Annotated in this window: 23 protein-coding genes; 6 read left to right on the top strand and 17 right to left on the bottom strand. The window is 52.0% G+C overall.

Annotation, left to right across the window (positions count from 1 at the left end):
• Positions 1–148 precede the first annotated feature (148 nt).
• Entirely contained in the window at positions 149–1,000 is an 852-nt protein-coding gene (locus tag CRO74_RS08070; RefSeq protein WP_097125463.1) for a CvfB family protein, read from the bottom strand.
• Between the two features lie 281 nt (positions 1,001–1,281).
• On the opposite strand from CRO74_RS08070, the gene CRO74_RS08065 reads away from it, so the two are divergent.
• The 3 genes from CRO74_RS08065 to CRO74_RS08055 all read left to right on the top strand — a co-directional run bounded on the left by CRO74_RS08065 (position 1,282) and on the right by CRO74_RS08055 (position 4,009).
• Positions 1,282–2,097 carry an MlaE family ABC transporter permease gene (locus tag CRO74_RS08065; RefSeq protein ID WP_097125462.1) on the top strand — a complete coding sequence of 272 codons (816 nt, stop codon included), beginning with the start codon at positions 1,282–1,284 and terminating at the stop codon, positions 2,095–2,097.
• A gap of 40 nt (positions 2,098–2,137) precedes the next feature.
• Positions 2,138–2,893 carry an ABC transporter ATP-binding protein gene (locus CRO74_RS08060; protein ID WP_097125461.1) on the top strand — a complete coding sequence of 252 codons (756 nt, stop codon included), beginning with the start codon at positions 2,138–2,140 and terminating at the stop codon, positions 2,891–2,893.
• Between the two features lie 90 nt (positions 2,894–2,983).
• A complete protein-coding gene (locus CRO74_RS08055; RefSeq protein ID WP_097125460.1) occupies positions 2,984–4,009 on the top strand; it encodes an MlaD family protein in 1,026 nt (341 codons plus the stop codon).
• A gap of 123 nt (positions 4,010–4,132) precedes the next feature.
• Here the strand turns inward: CRO74_RS08055 and CRO74_RS08050 are convergent, their stop codons facing one another.
• The 6 genes from CRO74_RS08050 to CRO74_RS08025 all read right to left on the bottom strand — a co-directional run bounded on the left by CRO74_RS08050 (position 4,133) and on the right by CRO74_RS08025 (position 10,804).
• Positions 4,133–4,855 (bottom strand): head GIN domain-containing protein, encoded by a 723-nt coding sequence (locus CRO74_RS08050; protein WP_097125459.1) that lies wholly within the window; start codon positions 4,853–4,855, stop codon positions 4,133–4,135.
• Positions 4,856–5,075: 220 nt separating this feature from the next.
• On the bottom strand, positions 5,076–6,122 hold the full coding sequence (locus CRO74_RS08045; RefSeq protein WP_097125458.1) for a sialidase family protein: 1,047 nt from the start codon (positions 6,120–6,122) through the stop codon (positions 5,076–5,078).
• A gap of 81 nt (positions 6,123–6,203) precedes the next feature.
• Entirely contained in the window at positions 6,204–6,518 is a 315-nt protein-coding gene (rhaM, locus tag CRO74_RS08040) for an L-rhamnose mutarotase (RefSeq protein WP_097126052.1), read from the bottom strand.
• Positions 6,519–6,847: 329 nt separating this feature from the next.
• Entirely contained in the window at positions 6,848–7,984 is a 1,137-nt protein-coding gene (locus CRO74_RS08035) for a glycoside hydrolase family 88/105 protein (RefSeq protein WP_097126051.1), read from the bottom strand.
• Between the two features lie 28 nt (positions 7,985–8,012).
• The gene (locus tag CRO74_RS08030) at positions 8,013–9,443 is read right to left on the bottom strand and encodes an FGGY-family carbohydrate kinase (protein WP_097125457.1); all 1,431 of its coding nucleotides are present in this window, start codon (positions 9,441–9,443) and stop codon (positions 8,013–8,015) included.
• A gap of 86 nt (positions 9,444–9,529) precedes the next feature.
• Positions 9,530–10,804 (bottom strand): sugar isomerase, encoded by a 1,275-nt coding sequence (locus CRO74_RS08025; protein WP_097125456.1) that lies wholly within the window; start codon positions 10,802–10,804, stop codon positions 9,530–9,532.
• 169 nt (positions 10,805–10,973) lie between these two features.
• On the opposite strand from CRO74_RS08025, the gene tnpA reads away from it, so the two are divergent.
• Positions 10,974–11,417 (top strand): IS200/IS605 family transposase, encoded by a 444-nt coding sequence (gene tnpA / locus CRO74_RS08020; protein ID WP_097126050.1) that lies wholly within the window; start codon positions 10,974–10,976, stop codon positions 11,415–11,417.
• A 142-nt stretch (positions 11,418–11,559) separates the two neighbouring features.
• On the opposite strand, the gene CRO74_RS08015 is transcribed toward tnpA, so the two are convergent.
• A complete protein-coding gene (locus CRO74_RS08015) occupies positions 11,560–13,665 on the bottom strand; it encodes a bifunctional aldolase/short-chain dehydrogenase (protein WP_097125455.1) in 2,106 nt (701 codons plus the stop codon).
• A 194-nt stretch (positions 13,666–13,859) separates the two neighbouring features.
• Here CRO74_RS08015 and rhaT point away from each other — a divergent pair, with 194 nt between their 5' ends.
• Complete coding sequence (gene rhaT, locus CRO74_RS08010) at positions 13,860–14,897, top strand: L-rhamnose/proton symporter RhaT (RefSeq protein WP_097125454.1); 1,038 nt, start codon at positions 13,860–13,862, stop codon at positions 14,895–14,897.
• 90 nt (positions 14,898–14,987) lie between these two features.
• Here rhaT and metF read toward each other — a convergent pair whose 3' ends face one another.
• From metF to CRO74_RS07965, 9 genes are all read right to left on the bottom strand, one after another.
• Positions 14,988–15,947: a methylenetetrahydrofolate reductase [NAD(P)H] gene (gene metF, locus CRO74_RS08005; protein WP_097125453.1), complete on the bottom strand. Its 960-nt coding sequence runs from the start codon at positions 15,945–15,947 to the stop codon at positions 14,988–14,990.
• A 34-nt stretch (positions 15,948–15,981) separates the two neighbouring features.
• A complete protein-coding gene (locus CRO74_RS08000) occupies positions 15,982–16,293 on the bottom strand; it encodes a hypothetical protein (RefSeq protein WP_144035886.1) in 312 nt (103 codons plus the stop codon).
• A 15-nt stretch (positions 16,294–16,308) separates the two neighbouring features.
• Positions 16,309–17,160 (bottom strand): phosphatase PAP2 family protein, encoded by an 852-nt coding sequence (locus CRO74_RS07995; RefSeq protein WP_097125451.1) that lies wholly within the window; start codon positions 17,158–17,160, stop codon positions 16,309–16,311.
• Positions 17,161–17,184: 24 nt separating this feature from the next.
• Complete coding sequence (locus tag CRO74_RS07990) at positions 17,185–20,547, bottom strand: UvrD-helicase domain-containing protein (RefSeq protein WP_097125450.1); 3,363 nt, start codon at positions 20,545–20,547, stop codon at positions 17,185–17,187.
• Positions 20,548–20,674: 127 nt separating this feature from the next.
• Entirely contained in the window at positions 20,675–21,205 is a 531-nt protein-coding gene (locus CRO74_RS07985) for a hypothetical protein (protein ID WP_097125449.1), read from the bottom strand.
• 78 nt (positions 21,206–21,283) lie between these two features.
• The gene (gene hisC / locus CRO74_RS07980; RefSeq protein ID WP_097125448.1) at positions 21,284–22,408 is read right to left on the bottom strand and encodes a histidinol-phosphate transaminase; all 1,125 of its coding nucleotides are present in this window, start codon (positions 22,406–22,408) and stop codon (positions 21,284–21,286) included.
• A 104-nt stretch (positions 22,409–22,512) separates the two neighbouring features.
• Positions 22,513–23,295, bottom strand: coding sequence for a LytR/AlgR family response regulator transcription factor (locus CRO74_RS07975; protein ID WP_097125447.1), 783 nt, complete (start codon positions 23,293–23,295; stop codon positions 22,513–22,515).
• Entirely contained in the window at positions 23,292–24,467 is a 1,176-nt protein-coding gene (locus CRO74_RS07970; protein WP_097125446.1) for a sensor histidine kinase, read from the bottom strand. Before CRO74_RS07970 ends, CRO74_RS07975 begins: the two co-directional genes overlap by 4 nt.
• A 150-nt stretch (positions 24,468–24,617) precedes the next feature.
• On the bottom strand, positions 24,618–25,745 hold the full coding sequence (locus CRO74_RS07965; protein WP_245877783.1) for a sensor histidine kinase: 1,128 nt from the start codon (positions 25,743–25,745) through the stop codon (positions 24,618–24,620).
• 192 nt (positions 25,746–25,937) lie between these two features.
• On the opposite strand from CRO74_RS07965, the gene CRO74_RS07960 reads away from it, so the two are divergent.
• Positions 25,938–26,513, top strand: coding sequence for a methyltransferase family protein (locus CRO74_RS07960; protein WP_097125445.1), 576 nt, complete (start codon positions 25,938–25,940; stop codon positions 26,511–26,513).
• The last annotated feature ends 20 nt before the right edge of the window (positions 26,514–26,533 follow it).

Raw genomic sequence — 26,533 nt, 5'->3', positions numbered from 1 at the left:
TATATATTATCTTTTTGATAGAAAGAATGGTTAACCACAGAGCGGTGCGCCGTTGCGACACAAAGGCCACAGAGAAATAGTCCTCTGTGGCCTTTGTGTCGCAACGGCGCACCGCTCTGTGGTTAACCATTCTTTCTCTATTCAATTGTTATACCAGCCGGATGCCTTTCTCTTCCAGAACGATTTTACGCTCGCGGTATAGTGTTCCGATGGCTTTCTTGAACGTTTTCTTGCTCATTTCGAGCGTTTCGTAGATTACTTCCGGCGAGGTATTATCCGTGAGGGGTAGAAACCCGTTCTCGGCTCTCAGCGTGGCCAGAATTCGCCGGGCATTCGGTTCCACGTTCTCATAGCCTGTCCGTTGCAGGCTTACATCCACCCGGCTATCGTCCCGGATGTTCTTGATATACCCGATCAGCGGATCGCCGGGGCGGACCGTCCGGAATATCTCATTGCTGTATACCAGCCCCTTATACCGATTGTTGATGATTACATTAACACCAAGGTCGGTTAGTTCGTAGGCCAGCAGCTGCACCTCATCGCCAACCTGCAGGTCGCGCACGTCCTCATCCAGGAACCGGTTTATCTTGGTCGATCCAACCAGCCGGTTTGTACTCTCATCGAGGTACATAAATACCACGTACCACTCGCCCACTTCCATAGGTCGGGCCTGTTCGCGGTGGGGCACCAGCAAGTCTTTTTCCAGACCCCAGTCCAGGAATGCCCCCGCACTGGTCACGGCAACGACCTGTAAACTGGCAAACTCATCCCGCTGAATGGCGGGGGTCAGTGTCGTGGCAATGGGCCGATCTTCCGAATCGGTGTACACAAACACATCGATATCATCGTCGACCGAAAGTGTGTCGGGCACATATTTGTTGGGTAGTAATATATCGTTACTAAAGTCCTGCGTCCGTCGATCCAACAGGTCGCCCAGGAAAAAGCCAACGCTGGTTTCGCGCAGGGCTGTCAGGGTATTTATTCGTCCAATGGTAATCATAAGCAACTGGCAAACCCATCGGCAGACGGGTTATGTGGCTACAAAGGTCGTTTTTTTATGCTCCTTTCCCATCCATTTCGACCGATAGATGCTGGATGAAACTATTTCTGAGAAGAAATTGGCACATTTACTCAATTTATTTAACGCTTGTGGCAATTTTCAATCGGAAAAGTCACGACAAACCGATTAACTCAGGCTCAACCGAAACCCTAATCGTCTAAATCAGTTATACCTCTACATCCGGCAGGGCGTATCCCGTCGGCTTTCCCTCCATTTTTTGAATGCAGTCTGATACTACAAAACCTACTGGTCGTGCTTCAGATCGGCCCGTTGTTACCCGGCGGCTTGATAGATTTTTACTAGGATTGGCGGATGTTTCGTCTTTTATCGGCCGTTTCTTTCGGGAAGCACTCCTGCCTCCCTACGAATTTAAAGAGATAATCCGGCAGTGTTACGAAGTTGGCTTTCGTTCGTTGTTGTTAATATCGACAACGGGATTTATTACGGGTATCGTCTTCACGAACCAGTCCCGCCCGTCTTTGTCCGAATTTGGCGCTACGTCGTGGCTGCCCTCGCTGATTGCCATTGCCATTGTACGGGCACTGGGACCGCTCGTAACGGCCCTTATTGCTGCGGGTAAAGTAGGGTCGAGCATTGGCGCGGAGCTGGGATCGATGAATGTGACCGAGCAGATCGACGCCATGGAAGTTTCCGGCACCGATCCCTTCAAGTTCCTGGTTGTTACCCGCGTACTGGCCACATCGTTTACCATTCCGTTACTAACGATGTACACCATTTTCGTGGGCCTGCTCGGGGCCTATATTAACGTCAATCAGAATGAACAGACCAGCTTCACGTCGTTCATGCAGGAGGTATTCGGCGCGATCACTTATCTGGATATTTTTGCCTCCGTCCTGAAATCGATCGTGTTCGGCTTTACCATCGGTATGGTGGGTTGCTACAAAGGCTATCACTCATCGAAAGGCACCGAAGGCGTCGGCAAAGCGGCTAACTCCGCCGTTGTTACCTCCATGTTCTTAGTATTCATCGAAGAACTCCTCTCGCTGCAAATCGTAGGAGCCATTCGGGGCAGTTAATTCAATATTGAATGATAGACTGTGTGAATGACATTACACTATGACACCATCTACTGAAACAGTAATTGCAATTAAAGGGCTCCGGAAATCTTTCGGCGATCTGCACGTCCTGCGGGGAGTCGATCTGGAGGTAAGCCGGGGCGAAAATGTAGCCGTATTAGGGCGGTCCGGTACGGGCAAATCGGTGTTGATCAAACTCATGGTTGGCCTGCTCAAACCCGATGCAGGCAGTATCCTTGTACTCGGGCAGGATGTTGAAACATTACGGGGTAAAGAGCTGGATTTATTCCGGCAGAAGGTAGGCTTCTCGTTCCAGAGCAGTGCCCTGTACGACAGCATGAGTATCCGCGAAAACCTTGAATTTCCGCTCGTGCGCAATATCCGGAACCTGAGCCGGGGAGAAATTGATAAGGCCGTCGAAGAAGCGCTCGATGATGTGGGCCTCTCGCAAACCATTAACCAAATGCCGTCTGAGCTATCGGGTGGGCAGCGGAAACGGATCGGCATTGCCCGGACGTTGATCCTGAAGCCCGAAATCATGCTCTACGATGAGCCAACGGCTGGTCTGGACCCTATTACGAGTATCGAAATCAACAACCTGATCAATGAAGTTCGGGAGCGATTTGGGGCTACGTCGATCATCATTACCCACGACCTGACCTGTGCCAAAACAACCGGCGACCGGGTTGCCATGCTACTCGATGGAAAGTTTGAACGGGTGGGGCCATTTGACGAGGTCTTCGCCGACCCGGATGAGCGGATACAACAGTTTTATAATTACAAGTTTGTGAATTAAACAGTCTGGCACGTTTCCAGTTTTCTGTATACGGTTCATAATTCTCACCATCTCAAACAATATACCGTACATTAAAATCCAAACCATTCAATGAGTACAGAATCGAACAAACGCTCCGTTGTCGTTGGCATCTTTGTCCTGCTGGGCATCATCATTTTCGTTGCCGGGGTGTTTGTACTGGGCGGTCAACAAAAACGCTTTACGAAAAGCTTTAAACTCATGGCTGTTTTCAAAGACGTGGGTGGCCTTAAAGTAGGTAACAACGTCTGGTTTTCGGGCGTCAAAATCGGAACCGTTAAGCGAATCAGCTTTTTCGGCAATGCGCAGGTGGAAGTCGACATGAACATCGAGGAAAGTTCAAAACAGTATATCCGGAAAGATGCCGACGCCACGATCAGCTCCGACGGACTGATTGGCAACAAGATCGTTGTCATTGCGGGGGGCACCACCAGCCATCCGCAAGTAGAAGACGGCGACCGCATCAAAACATCGGATGCGTTGAGTTCCGATCAGATCATGGCCACCTTGCAGGAAAATAACAACAACCTGCTTAGGGTGACCAACGATTTTAAAGAACTGGTGGGCAACCTCAAACGCGGCAAAGGCACGGTAGGCGCCGTCCTGACCGATTCGATGGTCGCCGAGAACTTCAAGAAGGCCATGCGCAATCTGGAACTAGCCTCTAACAACACCGTTAAAATGACGGGCTCTGTTTCGCAGTTTGCCGCCCGTCTGAACACCAAAGGGACGCTGGCGCACGAATTGGTGACCGACACAACGGTATTCCGACGCCTGAGCCGCTCGGCAGCGTCGCTTGAGGGCGCGGCTAAATCGGCGAACTCGACGGTGGCTACTTTGGGGCAAACGTCCCAAAACCTGAATCGGGCTTCGGAAAAGCTCAACAACACGAACAGTCCATTAGGCGTGCTGCTCACCGACCAGGAAACGGCCGCTAACCTCCGGACTACTCTGAAAAACTTAAATCAGGGATCAGTTCTACTTAATGAGGATTTGAAAGCGGCTCAAAGTAATTTCCTGCTGCGCGGTTTCTTTAAGAAGAAAGCCAAAGCAGAAGAGAAGAAGAAAGCAGACAGTACGTCTGCTGTTCAACCCTGATTGAGCAGATAACAACGACTAAATGAAAAAGGTGGTCTTTAACTCGAAATGGAGTTAAAGACCACCTTTTTTTAAGCTTATTTGCTAGTCAATAGTTTTCATACATGGCTACCGGCCAGCGCCTTATTCTTTCTGCACCGAACTGGCTCCACTCAGTTGTTGCCGGACCGCAGGTGAACCCTGGTAACGTACGGTACTGGCACCGCTGGCATTGACAACCAGCGAGGTCCCGACATTAACATTTGCTTTACTGGCACCCGAAGCTTCAACTTCCGCCTGATCGACCGGATAACCAAAAGCCTGTAGTAATGACGAACCCGATAAATCGCTCGTTAGCGTACTTCCCTGTCCGGTCAGGCGCAATACAGAAGCGCCGGAAAGAATAAGGGTTACCAGGCTGGCCGGAGCCGTGATCTGACTTTCGGAAGCACCAGACAAAGTGATGTCTAAACTCTCCAGATTCGAAAAACCACTAACGGTTGAGCGACTGGCCCCCGAGAAATCAACACCCCGGAGCGTTGGCATGGTAATCGTAAACGCAGTTTGATACTCCCGCCGACGGGAGTTTCGGTATTGAGCATACAGCGTACCATTACGCGTATACACATCAAGGTCATTCAGATTGCGACGATCGCCTTCTGCCGTTACCGCAAATGTGTTTCCCTGCTGCACGGTAATTTTGAAGGCACTGCCCATGTCAACCCGATCAAACCCGGTAAAGGCATAGGTTTGGGTATCGCCCTGATACGGCCCGACATCCTCGCGGGTTAGCGAACAGCCGGTTAAGCTGAATAAGAAAATGGCAAGTAGACTAAGATTGAGTAATTGGCTGGACATTGGTTTCATAACAACTGCTTGTATTTGTTTTTACTGGATGACGACACCGCTGCGAACATTCGTTTGTTCGACAGACTGCGTGTTTGCCATCCATGACAACCAGGTTGAAACATACCCCTATTCTGATCCGATATTTTTCATAAAAAAAGTCTGACGCCTGGCGTCAGACTTGTACAAAAAATTGATAATCAATGTATTTTTTTATTGATAACTCGCTCGGCTTTAGTGGCTACGATACCTTCTTCGGGTCGATAACCACGTGTCTGATCCGCTGGCGTTTCCAGGTGTAGGTTACCTGAATGAGTCCATCAGCGGTTTGGATAACTGCTGGATACGAATACTCGCCGGGGGTGTTTTCGAGGACAGCCAGTGTCTTCCAGCTTTTACCATCACTTGAAATAGCGACTTCCAACGGGGTGCGCGGGCCACCGGACTTACCGGGAGTTGGCGAAACCGGATTATACACTAACACCTGCCGACCATCGGCGAGCGTAACGGCATCCGTGCCTGAGTTCGGGTTGGGCAGGGTCGTTTTTTGCAAAGCAGACCATGTCTTACCGCCGTCTTTCGACCAGGTTTCCGCAATGAATCCCGTTTTCTGACTCCGGCAAAGGGCCTGCAACTGCCCGCCCGGATGAAACAGCACACTAGGCTGAATAGCGCCGTCATTCACCCCGTTGTTGATCGCTTCTGTCCGTTGCCAGGTTTTTCCCCAATCGCTGGTCTGCTCAAAATGCACCCGCCAGTTGTGATCTTCAGAACTGCTGGGACAAAGCAAAATGCCCGAAGCCAGCAAAACAGGTTTATTCTTGATCGGTCCGGCAATCCCATCGGGCAGTCGTTCGGCAGCCGACCAGGTTTTCCCGCCATCGTTTGACCGTTTCAGCATACCCCACCAGGTTGACGGGCTGGGACCGACTTTATAGAATAGAAGTAATTCGCCCTTAGGCACCTGAAACAGTACGGGATTCCAGCAGGGCAAGCGTTTGCCGTCGGGTTGGACACCCGTTGCCACTTCTACAGGCGTTGTCCAGCCGGATTTCGTCCCATGGCTCACCCAGATGCCTACATCCGGATGCCGCTCCCGCGTTCCGCCAAACCAGGCAGCCACCAATCCCTGCGATGTTTCGACGATGGTCGATGCATGACATTCCGGGAAAGGAGCCTGTTCGTAAATAAATTCACTTTTCAGAACGGCCGGGCTAGCCGGTTGCGCCTTTAGGTTCTGAAGTGTATAGGCAAGAAAGGCAATGAGCGGGATCAAGTATTTTTTCATATCTCAAAAATGCACGACGCAACGCTACCTACTCACAGGAATGTACTTATTCGTTAAAAATGGCTGGTTTACCCTGCTTATTCAATCCTGATGGAATACCCGTTCCAGCGGAGTTGCCACGGGGGAATTATCCGGATTCGTTTCCATCAAGTCAGCCATATATGCCCACCAGCGCTTCATAATAGGCAATCCCGGAAGGTCGGCGGTGGTGTGGTTGGGCACTCGTTTCTGGATGGCGAACAACGTTCCCGTGGCGCGATCAAGGTAAATGGAATAATCCCGTATACCGGCCTCAACGAGGGCTTCGGTTAGTTCGGGCCATATTTCATCGTGACGGCGCTGGTATTCAGCCTCCACGCCCGGCTTCAATTTCATGGTAAAAGCTACTTCTTCCATCATCTGGTTTAATTGACAGGAACACGGATTTAACGGATTCGTACTGATTTTCAGATTTATCCGGCTTTGTTGCATGTCGACTTGAGGGACATTCTGATCACATAGCAACCTAATGTTTTTAGCTTGCAAAGCGTACGTAAGTGCCTGGCGTGCCGTAGGTACGCAACCATCGATGGTTTTTTGTCGCGTACCTACGGCACGCTGATTATATGTGCGCCTTTCGTTTCTACAAACATTGGATCGCTACGCGACCAGAAGGCCTCTCAAAGAGCCGCGCAACAAAGCCGACTTATCCGTTAAAATCCGTGCAATCCGTTCCATCCGTGTTCCTATAGTTTCAGTTTATACAATTCCGTACCGGCCAGCAGGAAACAGCCCAGACCATAATCCTCAAAATCGGGCTTGCTGTTGTAGGTTACCGGCTGACCATCTTTAGGCTCTTTCCCCGTTCCCTGCACATACCCCAGGAAACCATTCGGGTGAACAGAGTCGGTAGCCATAGCATTCCAGGCTTTGCTGATGATGGGTTTGTAGACGTTCCCATCCAGTAAGCCGTGGTTGATACCCCAGGCCATTCCATAGACGAAGAGGGCCGTTCCGGTGAGTTCTTTACCGCCAAAGTGGGTGGGGTCATGCAGGCTCACATTCCAGTAGCCATCCGCCCGTTGCAAGGGTGGAAGAGCCCGCATCATGTCGAGGTACGTTTTCTCGTATTCGTCGCGGTGGGGCGCGTCTTTAGGCATGATGTCGAGTACCCGAACCAGGGCCGTTACTACCCAGCCGTTCCCTCTTGACCAGTAGCAGTCTTTACCGTTTGGCTCTCTGTAAGGCGGCACGAAATCCTTGTCACGCCACCACAAACCGTCCTTCGGGTTGTAGAGCCCATTGCCGCCGTGTTGGGTTTTCGAGTACATGTAAATCTGGTACATCTTCTCGAAATAGCTCCGGTCATTCTCCAGCACACCTAACTGAGCGAATACGGGCATGGCCATTTGCAACGCATCGACCCAGTTCCAGTCGTCAACCTTATCGCTCTTCACCATTGCATCTATGGACGCTTTAATGTCGTGCAGCCGTTCAGGCTTTCTATCAATCAAATAAAGGTCGATGTAGGTCTGGCCGCAACACTGGTCATCGGCGTTGCGGGTGTTGATGCCACTCCGCAAGCCCCAATTGTGTTTTTGGCCCCATTCGACGGCGTAATCATAATAAACTTTTTTCTTATCAATTCCGTACAGAGCCATCAGCCCCTCATAGTAAACGGCCCGCGTCCAGATGTTGCTGGGACGAGTTTTGTTGGTTACAATTTCTTTGCCGGGGTCTGGCCAGGATGCCATGAAGTACGCATTAGCCAGCGTCATTTTTGCCAGAATTTCTTTTTTGGCAGGGAGTTTTTGCGCCTGTGCAGTTAGTGTTACGGCCAGCAGAAGCAAGACCAAATGACCAGCTCGCGGTTTACTATGCATCATCAATCAGGTAATTGAAACTATACGTTTAAGCGATCACGGGAGCCGTGTATTTTTTGAGTTCTACGCAATCGGCAGGCATGGGCAGCGCATTCCAGTGGTGATGGATGGCGAGCGCGGCACCCAAAGCCGATGCCTGCGCTACAGAAGCCGCATACACATCGAGGTCGGGGAAAGCGCGGGCGAGGAGATTCATATAAATCGGATTTTTGCCGAAGCCACCATCAACGAAAATCCGTTTCACCACCGTGCGATTGCTGGACGTATCGTTCAGCACCAGGTTGGTCGATACCAGTTGCTGGGCCACAATATCGAGGATAAGCTGATGGTAGGCCTCCTCGTAATCAGCAAAGTCAGCGAGGTCGCGCTGTCCGAACAAAGAACCCTGCATAGACAGCAGCTGCTTGCCTTTGGCGTCGGCTTCGGTCGTTACCTGACTTACATGTTGGCGCAGCTTCTCAATGGTTTCGGGGTTGTACCCTACCTTAATGTATTGATCGACGGGAACACCAAAGTGGTCGGCAAGGCGCTTGATCTGCTGTTCGTGCTCGTACCCGGCAAACAACCGGGACGATTTGACGGACTGCCCTTTGTAATGCATGTAGTTCAGGCAATCGTACTGCAACTCTTCGGCCGTAAGCGGGCTACTGTTGAACGGGTTCATACTCACGCACCAGGTTCCGGTCGAGATCAGTACGAAGGGATTTACGGCTCCATCGGTTTGCGTGGAGGCCAGATACGGGATCAAGGCCGCCGAACTGTCGTGCAGTCCCACGCCTACCGGCACGGATTTACCGCCGAACGTAACCGGTTTGGCGGAATCTGACGGAACGATGGGTGCCAAATACCCGGCAACATTTTCCCGATCTACCCAGTCATGATAGCCTTGACGGTCAAAATCCCACAGCATGGTATGGCATCCGATGCTGGTCAGTTCAGAAACCGGCCAGTTGTTGATCAGGCTGCTCACGTACTGCGGCAAATGGAGCGTATAGGCCAGCTTCGCCAGCACGTCGGGCTGCTCGTGCTTGAGACGATACAGCTGAAGGCCGGAGTTAAGGCTACCCAGCGAAGGCGACGCTGTTCTGCGGGTTATACTGGCTTCCGGCCCATAAGCATCGAAAAACTGCTGAAGGAGTGCGGGCGGATACATTTTCAGGTAATTATAGAGGGGGCAAATCGGTTTCCCATCCTGGTCGACATGCACCATACTGGCTCCGTAGGTCGAGAAGTTCACTGCCCGAATATCAAAGTCGGGCAAAGCCAATACCTCATCCAGCGACGTTTTCACCCAGTTTGTGAGCCGATGAACATCTTCGCACAAATCACCGTCCTCGTCCGGAATTTCCGTAAACTGCTCTGATTTTTCGAGCACAATCCGGTAGTTTTCGTCGAAGAGAAACAGCTTTTTATTCGTCTTCCCAATGTCGAAGACTGCAATAGCAGGAATTCTTTTCATATAGTTAAAGAGCGAAAGAGCGAAAGAGTGAAAGAGCGAATAGCTGACTCGAGCTTATTCACTCTTTCACTCTTTCGCTCTTTACATTATAGTCCCGTAGCTACTGTTTTGGCACCGCGTTCACCGATCAGGTGCTGGCGGACGTCCAGCTGCCGGTATAAGCCAAGCGGATTCAGCGACGCACCGGCCCGCCGACGAGCTTCGGCCACCAAGGGTCGAACATCCGTGCGGAAAGCATCCTGCAAAATTTCCTGCGCCCGAACGGCGTCGTTGGCTTCGCGGGCTTCTTCGAGCGCTTCGCGGTCAACTAACAGGGCCTGAGCATACGCCAGTTGGATGGCTTCGACCGACTGAAGCAGGTCTTCAAGCGGATCTTTTACGTTGTGGCTGGCGTCGATCATCCAACCGAGGTCGGTGGCGTGGTTCATGCCTTTGGCATCAAGGCCATCCACCAGTTCGGTGAAGATCAGGAAAAGCTGATAGGGCTTGATGCTGCCCGCCGTGAGGTCGTCGTCACCATATTTAGAATCGTTGAAATGGAAACCACCCAGTTTCTCCTGATGGAGCAAAATCGCTACGATCTGCTCGATGTTGGCATTGGGCAGGTGGTGGCCCAGATCGACCAGCGTGTAGGCTTTTGGTCCGAGTTTGTTGGCGTAGAGGAAACTGCTGCCCCAGTCGCCAACGGTCATCGAATAAAAGTTGGGTTCGAAGGCTTTGTACTCGACAAAGACTTTCCAGTCGTCGGGTAAGGCCGCGTAGATTTCTTCCAGGCTCGACAGTGTGCGGTCGAAGGCTTTCCGGAAATTAAGCTGACCGGGGAAACAGGACCCATCCGACAGCCAGACGGTAAGGGCCGTAGAGCCCAGCGCCACGCCATGCCGGATCACCTCGATGTTATGCTCGATCGCCTGCCGACGAACGGCGGGGTCGGTATGCTGGAGTGACCCGAATTTATAGCTCAATTCGGCGTCGGGCTGATCCTGAAAGGTATTGGAGTTCACGGCATCGAACCGCAGGCCATGCTGAGCGGCCAATTGTTTGATGGCTTCCGGATCGGTTGGAATATCCCAAGGTATGTGCAGGGATATGGCCCCGCTGGCGCGGTTCAGCGCGTGGAGCAGGCCCACATCGGCTATTTTCTCTTCCAGACTGCGCGGCTCTCCCCCACCCGGAAACCGGCCGAAACGCGTGCCGCCCGTTCCCAGAGCCCAGCTCGGGATAGCAATCTGAAAATCAATGAGTTTTTGGATAATGGGTTCAGCCTTAGCCACCTCCTGCGTCCAGTAGGATAGTTTACGTTGGTGCCCTTCCAATAGCGTCTGGTTATACTCAGCGATGTGTTCGGGTTGGAGATTCATAAGGGTTTAGATGTTTTATCTATCCATTAAGAAGAATAATGGAAATTAATATTTTTGTCACCAAGAGCCTTTTGGCGGCTTCTATCAGCCCATACATGAATGTGTGGGTTTTGATATACCATTAATTCGTTCCAACTAACCGTTGAAACGGTTTTCACCAACTACCCCCGTGAGTCATTCGAAATGCAAAATCTGGGTTCACGCTGTTTTCGCTACAAAAGACCGAAAACCACTTATCAATGCACAAATTATCGCAACCGTGCACGATGCACTACGCAAGCAGCTCATTGATATAGGGTGCTTCGTGGATTATATCGGTGGTGTGGCGGATCACGTCCATTTATTGTTTTTGCTTACCCCCGGCAAATCCATTGCCGATGTTATGAAACAGATTAAAGGCGGGAGTTCACATGCGTTTAATCAGGTGAAGCTGACCACTGTTCCTTTTGCCTGGCAAACGGGTTACGGTGCTTTTTCGGTTAGCGAATCACACGTGCCACGGGTAAGGGCGTACATCCTGAATCAGAAAGAACACCACCGTACCGTCACGTTCATGGATGAATTTAACCGGTTTATGGCCCATTATGGGTTACCAACCGATGATAACGGGTGATGTAGAATAACCGTTGAAACGGTTATTTGTCATGTGCATTATGGGCGTTTTCCCACAAATAAATTTGTGGGCTGATAAAGGCCGTTTGTGATGTCCGGTTTACGGCTTTTTGTTTTAAAAGCCGTAAACCGGACACTTATTTTTACCGGACGAAGGCCATGGCTACACCGCCGTCGACGTTCAGCACGTTGCCCGTTGATTTGGATAATAAGCCGTTTACGAAGGCCAGGCAGGCATTGGCGATATCGTCGGGTAAAATAACTTCGTTCAGCAGGGTGCGCTTGGCGTAATAGCCGGGCAGTTCTTCGACTGTAACGCCGTACGCTTTGGCACGACCCTCGGCCCAGGCACCCGCCCATATTTTGGAATCAGAGATAACGGCGTCGGGGTTCACAACGTTGACCCGGATGTGGTCTTTGCCCAGTTCGGCGGCATTCAGGCGGCTCAGGTGCAGTTGAGCGGCTTTGGCTGAGCCATAACCGGCGTTGTTCGGACCCGAAACCAGCGCGTTCTTGCTGACGATATTCAGCACGTCACCACCCAGTTTCTGCTTCCGCATCACCTCAACGGCTTGTTGCGTAACCAGGAACTGACCTTTCACCAACACGTCATAAAGCAAATCCCAGTCTTTTTCGGTATGCTCTTCAATGGGCTTCGAGATGCTCAGACCAGCGCAGTTCACTACGATATCGACCCCACCAAAGGCCAGTGCGGCTGCACTGTAGGCATTGGCTATGGTGCCGGTATCGGTTACGTCCAGCAGGGCGGCTGTGTACGCATCTTTACCGTACTGCTTCTGAAATTCGTCGTTGGCACCAGCCAGCCGGTCGGCGTCGTTGTCGTTGATCACGACCACGGCTCCTTCGGCCAGAAACGCTTTGGCAATGGCTTTCCCAATCCCCCCGGCGCTGCCCGTAATCAGGGCAATTTTCCCCGACAGTGGTTTGGGTTTTGCCATCCGCTGAAGCTTTGCTTCTTCCAGCAGCCAGTATTCAATATCGAACGCTTCCTGTTCGGGCAAGCCCACGTAATCAGAAACTGCTTCGGCTCCTTTCATCACGTTAATGGCGTTGGTATAAAACTCAGCCGCTACCCGCGCTGTCTGTTTGTCTTTGGCGAACGTAAACATACCCACGCCCGGCCACAGAATCACCACCGGATTCGGGTCGCGGATGGCGGGGCTATTGTCGTGTTTGTTGCGCTCGTAATAGGCTTCGTAGTCGGCCCGGTAATCGGCGAAGGCTTTGTCCAGATACGCGCTGCTTTCTTCACCCGACAGCTGTTCGGGGTCCAGTACCAGCGGCCGAATTTTGGTCCGCAGGAAGTGGTCCGGGCAGCTCGTTCCCAGGCGGGCAAGCCGGGGCAAATCGTTCGAGTTGACAAATTCAAGAACCCGGGCATCGTCTGTGAAATGGCCGATCATCCGGCGGTGGCCCGATGCCAGACCGCGTAAAACCGGCATCAATGAAGCGGCCTGGGTCTTGCGGGTGTCAGCATCGGTATTTTCGCGGGCGGGGCCACCAAATACCGGGCGTTTCTTGCCATAGTTGGCATTGAGGTATTCGGAAGCCTGCTCGATGACCTCCAGCGTGTTCATGTACGATTCGTAAGAGGTGTCGCCCCAGGTGAACAGACCATGTCCACCGAGAATTACCCCCCGCAGATTTGGGTTATTCTTAACGGTTTCTTCCAGTTTCAGGCCCAGGTCGAAGCCGGGTCGCTGCCAGGGAAGCCAGGCCAGCTGGTCGCCCCAGATTTCGTGCATGATGGTTTCTCCATCGCGGCTGGCGGCAATGGCAATCAGGGCATCGGGATGGAGGTGGTCAATATGCTTGAATGGCAATAGGCCATGCAAAGGTGTATCAATGGAGGGAGCAGCACATTTGGGGTCGAACAGGCAGTGGTCGAACAGGCCCACCATCTCATCTTCGAATTCAAGGCCCCGGTACCGCTTTTTCAACGCATGAAGCCGATCCACGTAGAGGTTAGCGCATCCTTTTTTGGTCAATGTACCAATGTCTCCACCAGACCCTTTTACCCACATCACTTCGACAGGCTCGCCCGTCAGTGGGTTGGTTTCCATTAATTTGACCGATGTATTTCCGCCGGCATAGTTCGTTAGGCGCAAGTCAGCTCCGAGCAGATTGGAGCGGTAGATAAACAGGGCGACTTCATCGCCAGCCAGTTCTGCCGCCTTTTTATCATCCCAGAGGTAGCTAACATAATTGAACGCTTGCGTGGTATTCATAGAAAATAAGTAAGTAGTATCCGTCAGCAATCTTGTTTTAGACAAAGTAAGTGCAAACTTTTTTCTCCTGCTTCATGTACTCTCCTGTTGGCTTTATTAAATATTTTTAAAGATTCGTCTTCCTGAAACAGGCAGGAGAGAACAGGTAAGTTTAGGAAAAGTATACCTATACATTCGAAAAAAATTCAAGAAAAGTGGCCGTATTCCTGGGTGTTATCTTTCATGCGCTGGGGGGCTTTGCCTCCGGCAGTTTTTATCTACCGTACAAAAAAGTCCGTGGTTGGGCATGGGAAAGTTACTGGCTCATTGGTGGCCTGTTTTCCTGGCTGGCGGCCCCCTTGCTTCTCGGCTCACTTACCGTGCCAAACCTCTTTGATGTACTGGCAAAATCACCCAGCGATACCATTTTCTGGACGTATTTCTGGGGCGTTCTGTGGGGTTTTGGTGGCTTGACATTCGGTCTGGCCATGCGCTATCTGGGCTTATCATTAGGCATGGCCGTCACGCTGGGGCTTTGCGCCGTTTTTGGTACGCTCGTACCGCCCATCTGGCAGGGTCAGTTTGGTACGCTGGTTGGCACCACATCCGGGCAGGTTATTATGCTTGGGCTGGCCGTTTGTGTACTGGGCATTTCCATTTGCGGGATAGCCGGGATGATGAAAGAACGGTCGCTGACCGACGAACAGAAAAAGGCCGTCATCACTGAATTCGACATCCGTAAAGGGCTGATGGTGGCGGTATTTTCGGGGATCATGAGTGCCTGTTTCTCCTTTGGCCTTACCGCCGGGCAGCCCATTGCCGACCTGGCCGTTCAGAATGGAACCGATCCGTTGTACATGAACAATGCCGCGCTGGTCATTATTCTCCTCGGCGGACTAACCACCAACGCCATCTGGACTATCTATCTGAACATCCGCAATAAGACGTATACAGACTATAGGAATATCTCTACCCCTATTCTGACAAATGTTATTTTCTGCGCTATGGCTGGTTTTACGTGGTATTTCCAGTTCTTTTTTTACGGCATGGGCGACAGTAAAATGGGGGAATACCGATTTTCGGGCTGGACACTCCACATGGCCTTTATCATTGCGTTCAGCAGTTTCTGGGGACTTTACCTCCACGAATGGCGGGGTGCCAACAAGCCAACCATGCGGACAATCTCACTGGGCATCACCATGGTTGTTCTCTCTACAGTTATTGTCGGGATAGGCAACTACCTGGCGGAGTAGAACCGTGTGTAGATAAACTGGCTGTGGCGGTCATGTGTCAGCGTTAAGCATCTGACACATGACCGCCACAGCTAGTTTAGGGTTTACCGTTTAAAAGACCTCCCGCGCAATTTTCATGATATTATCGGACTTACCCATGGTGTAAAAGTGCATGACCGGGGCACCCGCTTCTATTAATTCCCGGCACTGCTGAATGCACCACTCCACCCCCACCTGACGGGCTTGCTGATCATTTTCACAGGCTTCTACAGCACGAACCAGATCCTCCGGCATGTGCAGGTGAAAGAGCTTTGGCAGAATCTGGAGATGTTTGCGGGTGCTGAGTGGTTTCAAGCCGGGTATAATAGGCACCGTGATGCCCTCCTGCCGACAGCGTTCCACAAAACTCAGGTACTTGGCATTGTCGAAGAACATCTGGGTTACGATGTAATCCGCTCCTTTATCGATTTTCTGCTTGAGGTACTGAAAGTCAATGTCATGGTCGACGGCTTCGAAATGCTTTTCAGGATAAGCCGCTACACCAATGCAGAAGTTACTGGGAGCCAGGGCCGTATCTTCTTCGTGCAGGTAGATACCCTTGTTCATATTGGCCACCTGCTCCACCAGTTCACTTGCGTACGAATACCCGTTCTCTTTGGCTTTGAAGGTCGAAAACGGCTTGGCCGGATCGCCACGAAGCACCAGCGCGTTATCGATGCCCAGGTAATGCAGGTCGATCAAAAAATCTTCCGTTTCTTCCCGGCTGAACCCTCCACAAAGCACGTGCGGCACGGGGTCTACGCCAAAGCGGTGCATAATGGCCGAACAGATGCCTACAGTACCAGGCCGTTTGCGGGTAACTATCTTTTGAATGGTCCCATCGGGCAGGGGGCGTTCAATGTATTCTTCGCGGTGGTAGGTGACGTCAATGAAAGGTGGCTTGAACTCCATGAGCGGCTCGATATTATCGAGCAGACTTTTCAGATTATCCCCCTTGATGGGCGGAATGACTTCAATTGAGAAAATAGGCTTGCCGTTGGCGGCTTTGATGTGTTCAGTAATTTTGGTCATTTCATTAAACTCACAGATGAACGGCAGACACTCTTTACTTCTTCATAAAACGCCCCAGCCCCGACAAATAGATAGCAGTGGCAATCATGATGACGACTACCGTACCGCCAATTATAAATAGTAACTCTTTTTCTGTCGTGAACCGTTCAATTACAAAGGCCAGTCCCAGAAAGATACCTCCAATTCCCATACAATACAGACCTGCATACCGAGCCAGATCGCCTTTTCTTGACGGATCAACCTGACTACTATCCACATTCGACAAGAGGTGCGTTGCCTTATAGCGCCAGATGCCAGCTCCCAACAGCGCGAGCCCAATGCCCGTACACAACATCAGTATATTCATAGAAGATTGTATCTATCAACGCGAAAACACCGCTAAACGCAGGTAAATTCCATTGGCCGCGCCGTTGCTCCAGGGTTGTATATCCAGTCGATGGCCCAGTTCACTCTGGTTCTTAACCTCATGTAGCTTTGGAATTCCCCAGCCGACCAGCGACCCAAATGCTGCTCCGGCCAGCAAATCGGTTGGGTAGTGCAAGCCCGCTTCGTAACGAAGGATCGCCGATGCCGACGCCAGCCCCAATGCCCCAACCCAGACTACGGGTTTTAGCCGGGAATGCGGGAAATAATGCCGGAATACTTCACCGGTAAAGACTGCCGTTGAGAAGGCAACCGTTGCGTGGCCGGAGAAGAACGACTGGCTGGCATCCCGCGTTAGTTTTTCCTCCAATGGCGCAGCGGGGTTGTACACAAACGGCCGACTGCGCTGCGTAATGGCCTTTATTGTCCGTTCGATGCCACTAGACAGCGCAACGGTTTCGATGTACATTACCGCCACCGTTTTAAAATCCTGCCGCATTGGCTTTGTCCCCACCGACAGCAGACCCAGCATCGCTACATTCCCAGCCAGCGTCACATCGCTCAGCTTATCGGCGGTTGGAGACCAGTGGTACGTAGCTTTCCGGTCAAAAGCGTTGACCTCCAGGCGGTCGAGTCCCGCTACCTGAGCGCTGGTCAGCGGGTCGACGGTAGAGCCGAGCAGGACGGATGTGCCAAACGAGGCCACACCCGCGCCTAACAGAGTTAATTCCCGGCCCGTTTTTAACGCATAAGGCGACTGAGCCAGCGAAGCATTCAGGAAGCATACCAACTGAAGAATGAAGAGCACGCTTACCCCCTTTTTTCGACAACCAACTTTTGAAATATCCATTTTAGTTTTAACTATCGTATAGGCTTACAGCACGTTCACCACTTCGGGAACATCAGCTAAGTACACTAACCGTCCTTCCACTTCCAAGAATCCCATGTCCCGGTACAGACGGGTGAAATACTTTAAAGTGTCCGTTGGGGAGTACGTCTTTGCGGATTCCGTTTCCGATGAAGACCCAGCCTCTGCCTCCGGCGAACCCACTCTCGACTCATACTGCACCAGCACAATGTGACCATCTGGAAAATGCACCACGCGGTGGGGGGCTCCATGCACGCGTTTATTACTCAAAATACTGCGGTCTGTGTCGATCCGCAGATTAGAATCGAACAGCGTTGCTAAAGCCGGATGCGACACAATTGCCAGCAGACTCTGCTTTAGTTCGCCACATTCCACCTGACGAACGAGCCCCTCGCTCACGAGTTGTCGGAGTACTTTATCGATGCTTTCGGTGCCCCTGATCAAACTGAGGGCCGCGCAAAGTTTACGGTCGCGTTCGCGGGTTCGCTCAAACGTTGCGACATCGAACATCCGGTCGGCCTGTCGGCGGAGTTGTAAGTCCTGCCCGCGGTTCCCGCTCACGATTTCGTCCAGCACGATTTCATCGAGAGACTCATCTGTTTTATGATGCGGATAATAGTCAGCGCAGAGGCTGATCTTATAGCTGTAATTACCTTCCTCCCAGGCACAGCCGCAGTTGCGGGCCACTTCACTGTCGCGCAGAAACGCGTGCAGCCAGTGGCTGATGGTATTCTGCTGGCCTTTGGTGAAATCCTTTGCTTCGCTGATGACGTACAGCCGATCCGTTGGGCGGGTAAAGGCCACGTAGAGCATATTCATATTTTCCAGAAAGGTACGGGTCAGTTCCTCTTCGTACTGAGCCGCTACGACAGCCGGGGCACCCCGCAGTTTACTGGTCGTGTGAGCGGGTGCCGATAACAGACGGGTTAACTCCCCAACGCTATCTTCGTGCGTCAGCATATCGCTTCGAATACCGCTCAGATCGAGCCAGATGGTACTGTCGTTGATGGGCTCTACCCGCCAGTTGGCAAAGGGAATGATAACCACCGGAAACTCAAGGCCTTTCGATTTGTGAACGGTTTGGATACTCACCGCATTACGCGCATTCCCCTCTACCGAAATCTTCTGCCGAACCCCCTCCCAATACAACAGAAAATCGCTCAGATGGCCGCTCCGTTTCTGGTTAAACGACAGCACTTCATCAAGAAACCGGAACAGGAACGGGTTATGCTCCGCCTGGTTGAACAGACCGAACTGGGCGGTCAGTCGTTCGGCCAGTTCGTAGGGATTGAGTTGCCCCAGCGCGTAGGGATCGAGGGGATAGCCTTCTTCGGCCAGGTACGCGTACAGAGCGTCGATATCACTCTCGGCAACGGCTCGTAATTTGGTCGTCAGGGCATTATCCGGAAAAATATCCTGCACAACCCGATGAAACAGGTACAGTAACTCGTAGCGCAGCAGCTTCTGGTCGGGCCGTTGAAGCAACTGCATGAGTGTAACCAGCCACTTGACGGGGTCCGAAAACTCCAGCGACAGCGAATCGGCCGATACGAGCGGAATTCGTTTGGCATTCAACTCATTGGCCAGTGCTTTGGCATGGGATTTCTTCCGGCACAGGATCGCAATATCGCCATATTTGTACCCGTCGTCCAGGGCTTTTTGCAGGTGCTCCATCGCTTTTGCGAGCATCTGAGCGGTCAGGTCTTTATCCGTCGCTTCGTCCTTTGCCACGAAGTCGATTTGCACATGCCCGGCGATGTTGGCCTTAGGTTGCGCTTTCTGGTGAAACAGTTTCTGCCCGTCGAAGACATCGGTCAGTTTCGGGTGCTGGCTTTCAAACTTACGGGCGGTGAACTCAAAGAAGTCGTTGTTGAAGCGAACAATGGGTTCGGCACTTCGCCAGTTGGTATCGAGGAGTTCGTCTTTCAGATGCCCGTCGAGCATGTCGATGCGGTCGGCGGTCCAGGAACCGGGGTTGTGCGCCTGCCTCAAACTATCGAGGTCTTTGCGGTGCAGGGCAACGATCTGGTCCATATCGCCCCCCCGGAAACGGTAAATGGCTTGCTTTCCATCGCCCACGGCCAGGTTGAAATGGCCCGCACCCAGCGAGTTTTCAATGAGCGGCAGAAGGTTGGCGAATTGCAGCCGCGACGTATCCTGAAATTCGTCGATCAGGATGTGGTTGTACTTCGTACCCAGCCGCTCGTAGAGGAACGGTACCGGTTCCGACGCGACGATACTCAGAATCTTTTTATTGAATTCGGAGATGTGTACCCGACCGTCTTTCCGCAACAGATCATCGAATTCCAGCCGCATCTGCTTCAGCAGGGCCAGTTTCTGCAAATGAGGCAGCAGACAGTCGAACAGCGTTACCTGATGGTTGCTCTCCTCCCGGATACGAAGTACTTCCGTGATACAGGCGCCCAGTTCTCCAGCCATATTATCAATCATGGCCTGTACGGGCAGGGGTGTCTTTTTGGTGTACCACTCGCTGTTAGTCAGCGCGTTATTAACGCGGGTACCCGCATCCTTGTGCGCATTTCCTTCGGCAACGCCTTTCAGAAAACCACCTACGCCACTCGCACCGTAACTGAAATCTTTTTCGTCCAGACCTGCATCGGTAATCAGTTTCCAGGCGCGTTGCCCGTTCCCGATGATGTCCGTCTCGATCTGCTGGTTGTGGTTCAGCAACTGCAACCGAATGGCCCGCAACGCCCCCGGCGATAATTGCTGGGCCGCATTAACGGCTTCGTAAAACTGATCGGAGGTGAGGTTTCGGCCGAACTCTTTCAGCAATTCGGGAAGCTGGTTCCAGCTTTTACCCTCGGCGGCCGTATGGGTGTAATATTCGCTCAGGATGGTCGTAATTTCTTCCATCTCGTCGGTACCAGCCTTTTCAATGAGGTTATCGATGGCCAGTTCCAGCACTTCGTCGGTGTCCATTTCGACATCGAACGAATACGGCAACCCAAGCTCATCCGTAAACGCCATGACGACCCGCTGCGTGAAGGAGTCAATGGTGGTTACGCTGAAATCGGCATACCGATGTAAAATCGTTCTGAAAACGGTAGATGCTTTTTTGCGCAGTTCTGTTTTCGTTTCGTCAAACGATTCAGCGCCCGGCTCGATACCATAGAGTTCAGTGACCAGAACATCAAGTAAAGGGGATTCTTTTTCACCGGCCATCTCGGACAGGTTTTTCAGAATCCGGTTCTTCATCTCGTTGGCAGCCGCGTTGGTGAACGTCACGGCAAGAATCCGGCGAAAATAGTCGTCCTTCTCACCCGGCCTCAACGCCAGCTTCAGGTACTCTTTCGTCAGCGTATAAGTTTTCCCCGACCCAGCCGAAGAACTGTATATTTTGAACATGGGTGTTTTTGGGAGTATTAGGAGTTAGGAGCGAGGAGTTAGGAGGGCTGACGCGTCAGCAAAAAACATGCCGGTCCGCCGGTGCGGTCAGCCCTCCTAACTCCTCGCTCCTAACTCCTCACTCCTTCTAAAAATTATACCGCAACCCGATTCCGGTGTTCAGGCTCAGGAAGAACGGCGACTGGAGCAACTCCACATACGCCCCCGTTTCTAAAAAGAATGAATAGGGTTTGTTGACCGGAAAAAATTCGAGGCCGCCAATACCCGAACCACCCAGCGACAACGTATTCTGGTACTCCCCATTGAGCCGAAGCGGGTACGTTCGTCGGTTGTTGATCTGACCGCCGAAGCCGTAATAAGCCCGAAGGCTTTCACTTTTAGTAAGGGCCGTATGCCAGAGATAATGCCCCTGAATGGTTAGCCCTACCGTTCTATAATCTCCGGGGCCGTAACTGCGTTTGGTGCCGTAAAGCCCGCCATACGTGCCGATGTTCAGGTCGAAGGCGTGGTTATTACCGAAATACTTGCGGATGTTTACGCCCGATGGCTCACCCAGCCGAACGCCTACCGACCAGTTATTGTATTGAGCCTGAACGGTATTCGATGTTGTCAGCCAGCTTAGTAAAGCCAGTGCGGTAACCAATACTAGTTTTCTCATAAAGCTATTAAACGTTTGTTCTGCTTAGACCATCCTTCCTGCCCGACGTAACAGGGTATGGCCGCTGACCGGAACAGGCTACGCGTTGGATACAAGTTCAGGTTTAGTGGCTTCATCGCCCGTGCCGAGGGGCAACTTTGTGGTTGGCAGTACGTCGGGCATTTGCCGGAGTACGGCCAGCAACCGCTCGTTTTCGGTCGATGTACCCACCGAAATACGCAGACAGCCGTCGCAAAGTTTCACATTGGAGCGGTCGCGGACAATAACCTGCTGCCCGATGAGGTATTCGAAGGTCCCTTTGGCATCCACAAACTGAACAAGCAGGAAGTTGGCATCGGACGGGTGTACGACCTGCACCGTTGGCAACGCCCGTAATTCATCGGCCAGTAACTGCCGTTCGGTGAGGATTTGCGCCACCATCGCGTTCTTTTCGGACTCGTTGCCCAGGGCTTCGAGAGCCAGTGCCTGCGTGGGTGCCGAGATGTTATACGGCGGCTTGATTTTATTCATTACCCGAATCAGCTCTTCGGAAGCAAAGCACATTCCGAGTCGCAAAGCGGCCAGCCCCCAGGCTTTCGAGAAGGTTTGGAGCACAACCAGATTAGGATAGTTATCCAGTTCGCGGGTCCAGGACGGCGTATCGGCAAAGTCGATGTAAGCCTCATCGACAATTACCAGCGACTGTTTGGCCGCGTCGAGAATTGTCCGGATAGCCTCAGCCTGGAGCAAATTGCCCGACGGATTATTAGGCGAACACAGCCAGATCAGTTTCGTGGTATCGGTAATGGCGGCCAGCACGGCATCGGTATCCACCAGAAAATCGGGTGTCAGGGGGACTTTCGTAATCTTAACGTCGTTAATCGACGCCGACACTTCGTACATACCGTAGGTTGGCGGCATAATTAAAATCGAATCGGTCCCCGGCGTACAGGTAGCCCGAACGAGGAGGTCGATGGGCTCATCGGAGCCGTTACCCAGGAAAATCTGTTCCGGCCGAACGCCCTTAATGGGAGCCAGCCGTTGTTTGATGGCCCACTGGTGCGGGTCGGGGTATCGGTTGTAGTTTCCAGTGGTGGTGGAACCCAGCGGATTTTCGTTGGCATCCAGAAATACCCCCTCTTTACCGGTATACTCATCACGCGCGGAGGAGTAAGGCATCAGGGTAAGAATGTGCGGGCGGAGGAGGTTGTTGAGACTAAACATGGGCGTACGATCACGTAAAAGAATGGGGCAAATATACCGCCTTCCCGCCGACCTAACCAGTTTTGCTCTCAAACAAGCTCATTCATTCCGGACAAGTTTTGTCCTCATTTCCCCATCCACTGTTTGAAATCACTTACTTTTTCGCGGCTCACCAGGGCCTCTTTATCGAAGATGGGCTTCAATTGCAGGGCCAGCCGATTGCCAAAGTAAGGCTGTATCTGCTCCACGGCCTGGTGCGTTACGATAACCCCCCGATTGATCCGGAAGAAACGGGCCGGATCGAGGGCATCGGAAAGTTCATCGAGGGTATAGTCGACCAAAAACTTCTGCCCGCTGTGCATGGCAAAAAAACTATAGCGGTCTTCGGTATAAAAATACGCGATCTCGCCCACCTCTACCGAAAGCATTCGCTGGCCCTGACGCACCAGAAACCGCTGGCGGAAATCGCGGGATACGTGACTCTGAAGCTGTTGCAGAAGCTTTTCAATATTCACGCTTGGCGTTTCGACCGACCGGCTGCGGAGGTCTTCATATTTTCTGAGACTGCGCTGCAAATCCTCTCGCTGCACGGGTTTCAGCAGGTAGTCGATGCTATTGACCTTAAAAGCCTGTAAGGCGTACTCATCGTACGAAGTGGTAAAAATAACGGTGCTGCGTACGGTTGTGCGTTCAAAAATCTCGAAGCTCTGCCCATCAGCCAGTTCGATATCCAGGAAAATCAAGTCGGGCTCCGGCTTACCGGCCGACCGTAGATTTTCCAGCCAGTCGACGGTATCATCGATGCTGGCAGTTACGCCCGCCACGAGAAGGTCGGGCGCTACTTCGGTCAGTAACTTCCTGAGTTTACGTACCGCTAATTCTTCATCTTCAACAATGAGGGCATTCATAGGTTCGTTTGCGTTTTTGTCAGTAGAGGTAAGGTAACCGTAAAGTAATCCGGCCCGGCTGCAATAGCCAGTTGAGGACAGCCCAGCAACTGGTATTTTGCCTGGATGTTGATCAGCCCGAATTGGGTTGACTCGAACCGGTTCAGACCCGACCGGATGTTCTTTCGCTGGAGGTTGTTCCGGACGATCAGAAACCCGGTATCGGTCGTCAAAATCTCGATCTTCAATGGTCGGCTCGCCAAAATGACGTTATGTTTCACCGCATTTTCGACCAGCAACTGGAGGGTAAGCGGAGGGATTCGGTGCTGCCGGTATCGTTCACCTACGTCGATCGTCAGGTCCAGTCCGGCCCCGTGGCGTGTTTTGAGCAGGTGATAGTACGATTCAATAAACGTCAGTTCATTGTCCAGCGATGTCAGTTGATCGGCATCTTCGTCGTCGGGTTCTTCTGCGGCCACTCCCCCGTTTTCGCCGTTCCATTGATTGACCGACGACCGTTTGGCTGGCTGTCGATTGGTCTGGAGCATGTACCGGTACACACTGGCCATTTCATTAACGAATTGTTCCGCCCGCTGGGGTTCGTCGGCAATCAGCGACGACAGCGAGTTGAGGCTGTTGAACAGGAAGTGCGGATTGACCTGACTTTTCAGCCCCTGTAACTGGCCCTGAAGGTTTTCCTTTTTGAGCTTCTCCTTGTTCATCTGGTGCTGCTGCCACCGATAAAGTGAATAGGCTGTTTCGTAAATACCAACCAGCAAAAGGATAGCGATGAAATCGAACACATACACGTTCGATACGCTTTCGTAGGAAAGCTGCGAACCAAAAGGCCGGTAGTTGATGAAATACCAGGTGTATACCAGCAGGAACGAACCCGACAAGCCGCAAAACGCAGCGACGGTCAACCCCGCCCGAAGTACCGTTTGCCGCAGGCCGGGATACCGATGGGTTATGGCGTTGGCCGCCCAGTCGTGGGTAACAAAGGCAATTGTCGACAGTAGCCAGATGAGCAGGGTAGCGCCAACAAACGGCCGCCAGTGGCCTACATACGGTTGCCCGACGAGCAAATAACTGATCAGCGGCACAAACCAGGGCATCAGCAGCACGTATGACCACATACCACGGGTCGTCAGGCGAAGCCAGCGACGAATAGGGTCAACGTGGGTCTTGTTCATGACTGATCTGATTTGCTTACCGGGTCAGGTGGAAGGCGGTAACGGGCCGGGATTCGGACAACAGATAAATATAACTTCACGGACCAAAAAAGGCGAGCACATATTACCTCAATTGCTATAATTAAGGGATGAACTGTGCCGGAAAGCCCATCAGCCGGTACCCGAAAAAAGCAGGGGCAACGCTACCCGATAGTAAGTGTCCGTCGACTCGATCGCAGGCGATTTCTCACTTAACCGCCGGTACTTCGCCGTTAGTCCACTCAGACCGGGGCCGCCCATCTCCATCCGAATCACTTTCTGCTGGCGGTTATTGGTCACCCGCAGCCAGCCCTCAGTTGTTATATCGATTCGGATAATCAACGGTTTTTCGGCCGACATCCCATTGTGTTTAATGGCATTGTCGATCAATGTCTGGATGGTTAGGGGTGGCAGGCGATAATCAGCAAAAGGTATTTTTTGCCGATCGGGGCGTTTGATCTGAAGGCTCTTCCCGTAGCGTATTTCGAGGAGGTCGGCATAGGAGTCAATGAATTCCAGCTCTGCCAGCAGGGTCACCAGCTCACCCGGTGGGCTGGTTGCTCCCGCATCCACTTGCCTACCGGGTTGGAGCATGTATCGATATACGGAGGCCAGCTTATCGACAAATTCCTCTGCCAGACGGGGCTCCTCGCTAATCAGTACTGAGAGTGAGTTAAGGGCATTGAACAGAAAATGCGGATTCAGTTGCCCTTTCAGCGAATCGTACTGTCCCTGAATGCTCTCCCGCTGCAGTTCTTCATCCTCGCGGAGATCTTTGTTCCACTGGCTGTACATATAGACCAGTCCTAACACCATGCACAGAAATACCCCGAACAGTAACCCCAGCACCAGAATTGGCCGCGTGGCAGACCAGGTAAACTGAGTTCCAGTTAACGGCACAAGGCTATAGACCCAGACATCCAGACAGGCCAGCAAGCTCGTCAATGCACTCACGGTTGCCAGCATAATTAGCATCCTGACCAACGTCTGGCTGGCCGTCGGGTAGCGTTGAATAACCGCCCGGATGGTGAGCGTTAAGGCAACAATAGACAGCCAGTAGAGAATAAATACCAGACCCGTTCCGACAGCAAAAACCAGCGGGTCGGTAAAGTAGCGGGGACCGATGAGATAGTAATTACCAACCGGAAACAGCAGGGGCATCATAAACAGATGATACCGCCACTCGTATTTCGAGAAAAACCGAGGTCGGCGAATCACCCTGGCAGGACGGGTTATCCAGTTGGTACGGTAGGCCATCATAAAATGAATACCGAATTTGGCACACGCGTTGGTCACGAACGGCACAAGATCGAACGAACTGCGAAAATTTCTGACTGAACTGCAAAAAATAGCGTATGAATTGTTTTGTTCTGCCTTTAGCAGGTACGTACTAGTTTATACCACACCATGCTCAGGAACTTATCCCGTCCTGAATCTTTAATTCGTTTACGTATGACTGCTTACTTCCTGATCTGTTTAAGCTGGACACTGTTCGGCGCTTTTCATAGCATTACCGCCACCAACTGGTTTAAAAACCTGTGTTTCCGGTATGTACCCCATTGCTATTATCGGCTGCTGTACAACGGCCTGGCTCTGTTCACCTTTATCCCGGTCGTACAAACCCTGCGCCTGGCCCCGGCCGAGCCAATTGGCGACTGGATCGGCTCGGTCTGGATTGGCGGCTATCTACTGGCGGTGGGTGCGTTCATTAGTTTTATTGCTTTACGAAAATATGACCTGGCTGAATTTATCGGCTGGCCTGTTGACCATCAAACAGCCGCCCACAACCAGTTACAGCAAAGTGGATTGTTCGGGTATGTCCGGCACCCCTTGTACCTGGGTGCACTCGTTGGCCTGGCCGGACTTATTGCCCTTCAGCCGTACTGGAAGCACATTCTGTTTAGCCTGGCGGCCTTCGGCTATATTCGGATCGGCATTTTTTATGAAGAGCGGAAGTTGATCGCAACCTTTGGGCGGCAGTACTTACAGTACCAACAGCGGGTTCCAATGCTTGTACCTACCTTTTAGGCGGTGGGCCCTGCCTGCTA

The organism is Spirosoma fluviale, from assembly GCF_900230225.1.
Classification (GTDB): Bacteria; Bacteroidota; Bacteroidia; order Cytophagales; family Spirosomataceae; genus Spirosoma; species Spirosoma fluviale.
The sequence above is the reverse complement of the archived record's forward strand: the minus strand, read 5'-3'. Positions and strand labels throughout refer to the sequence as shown.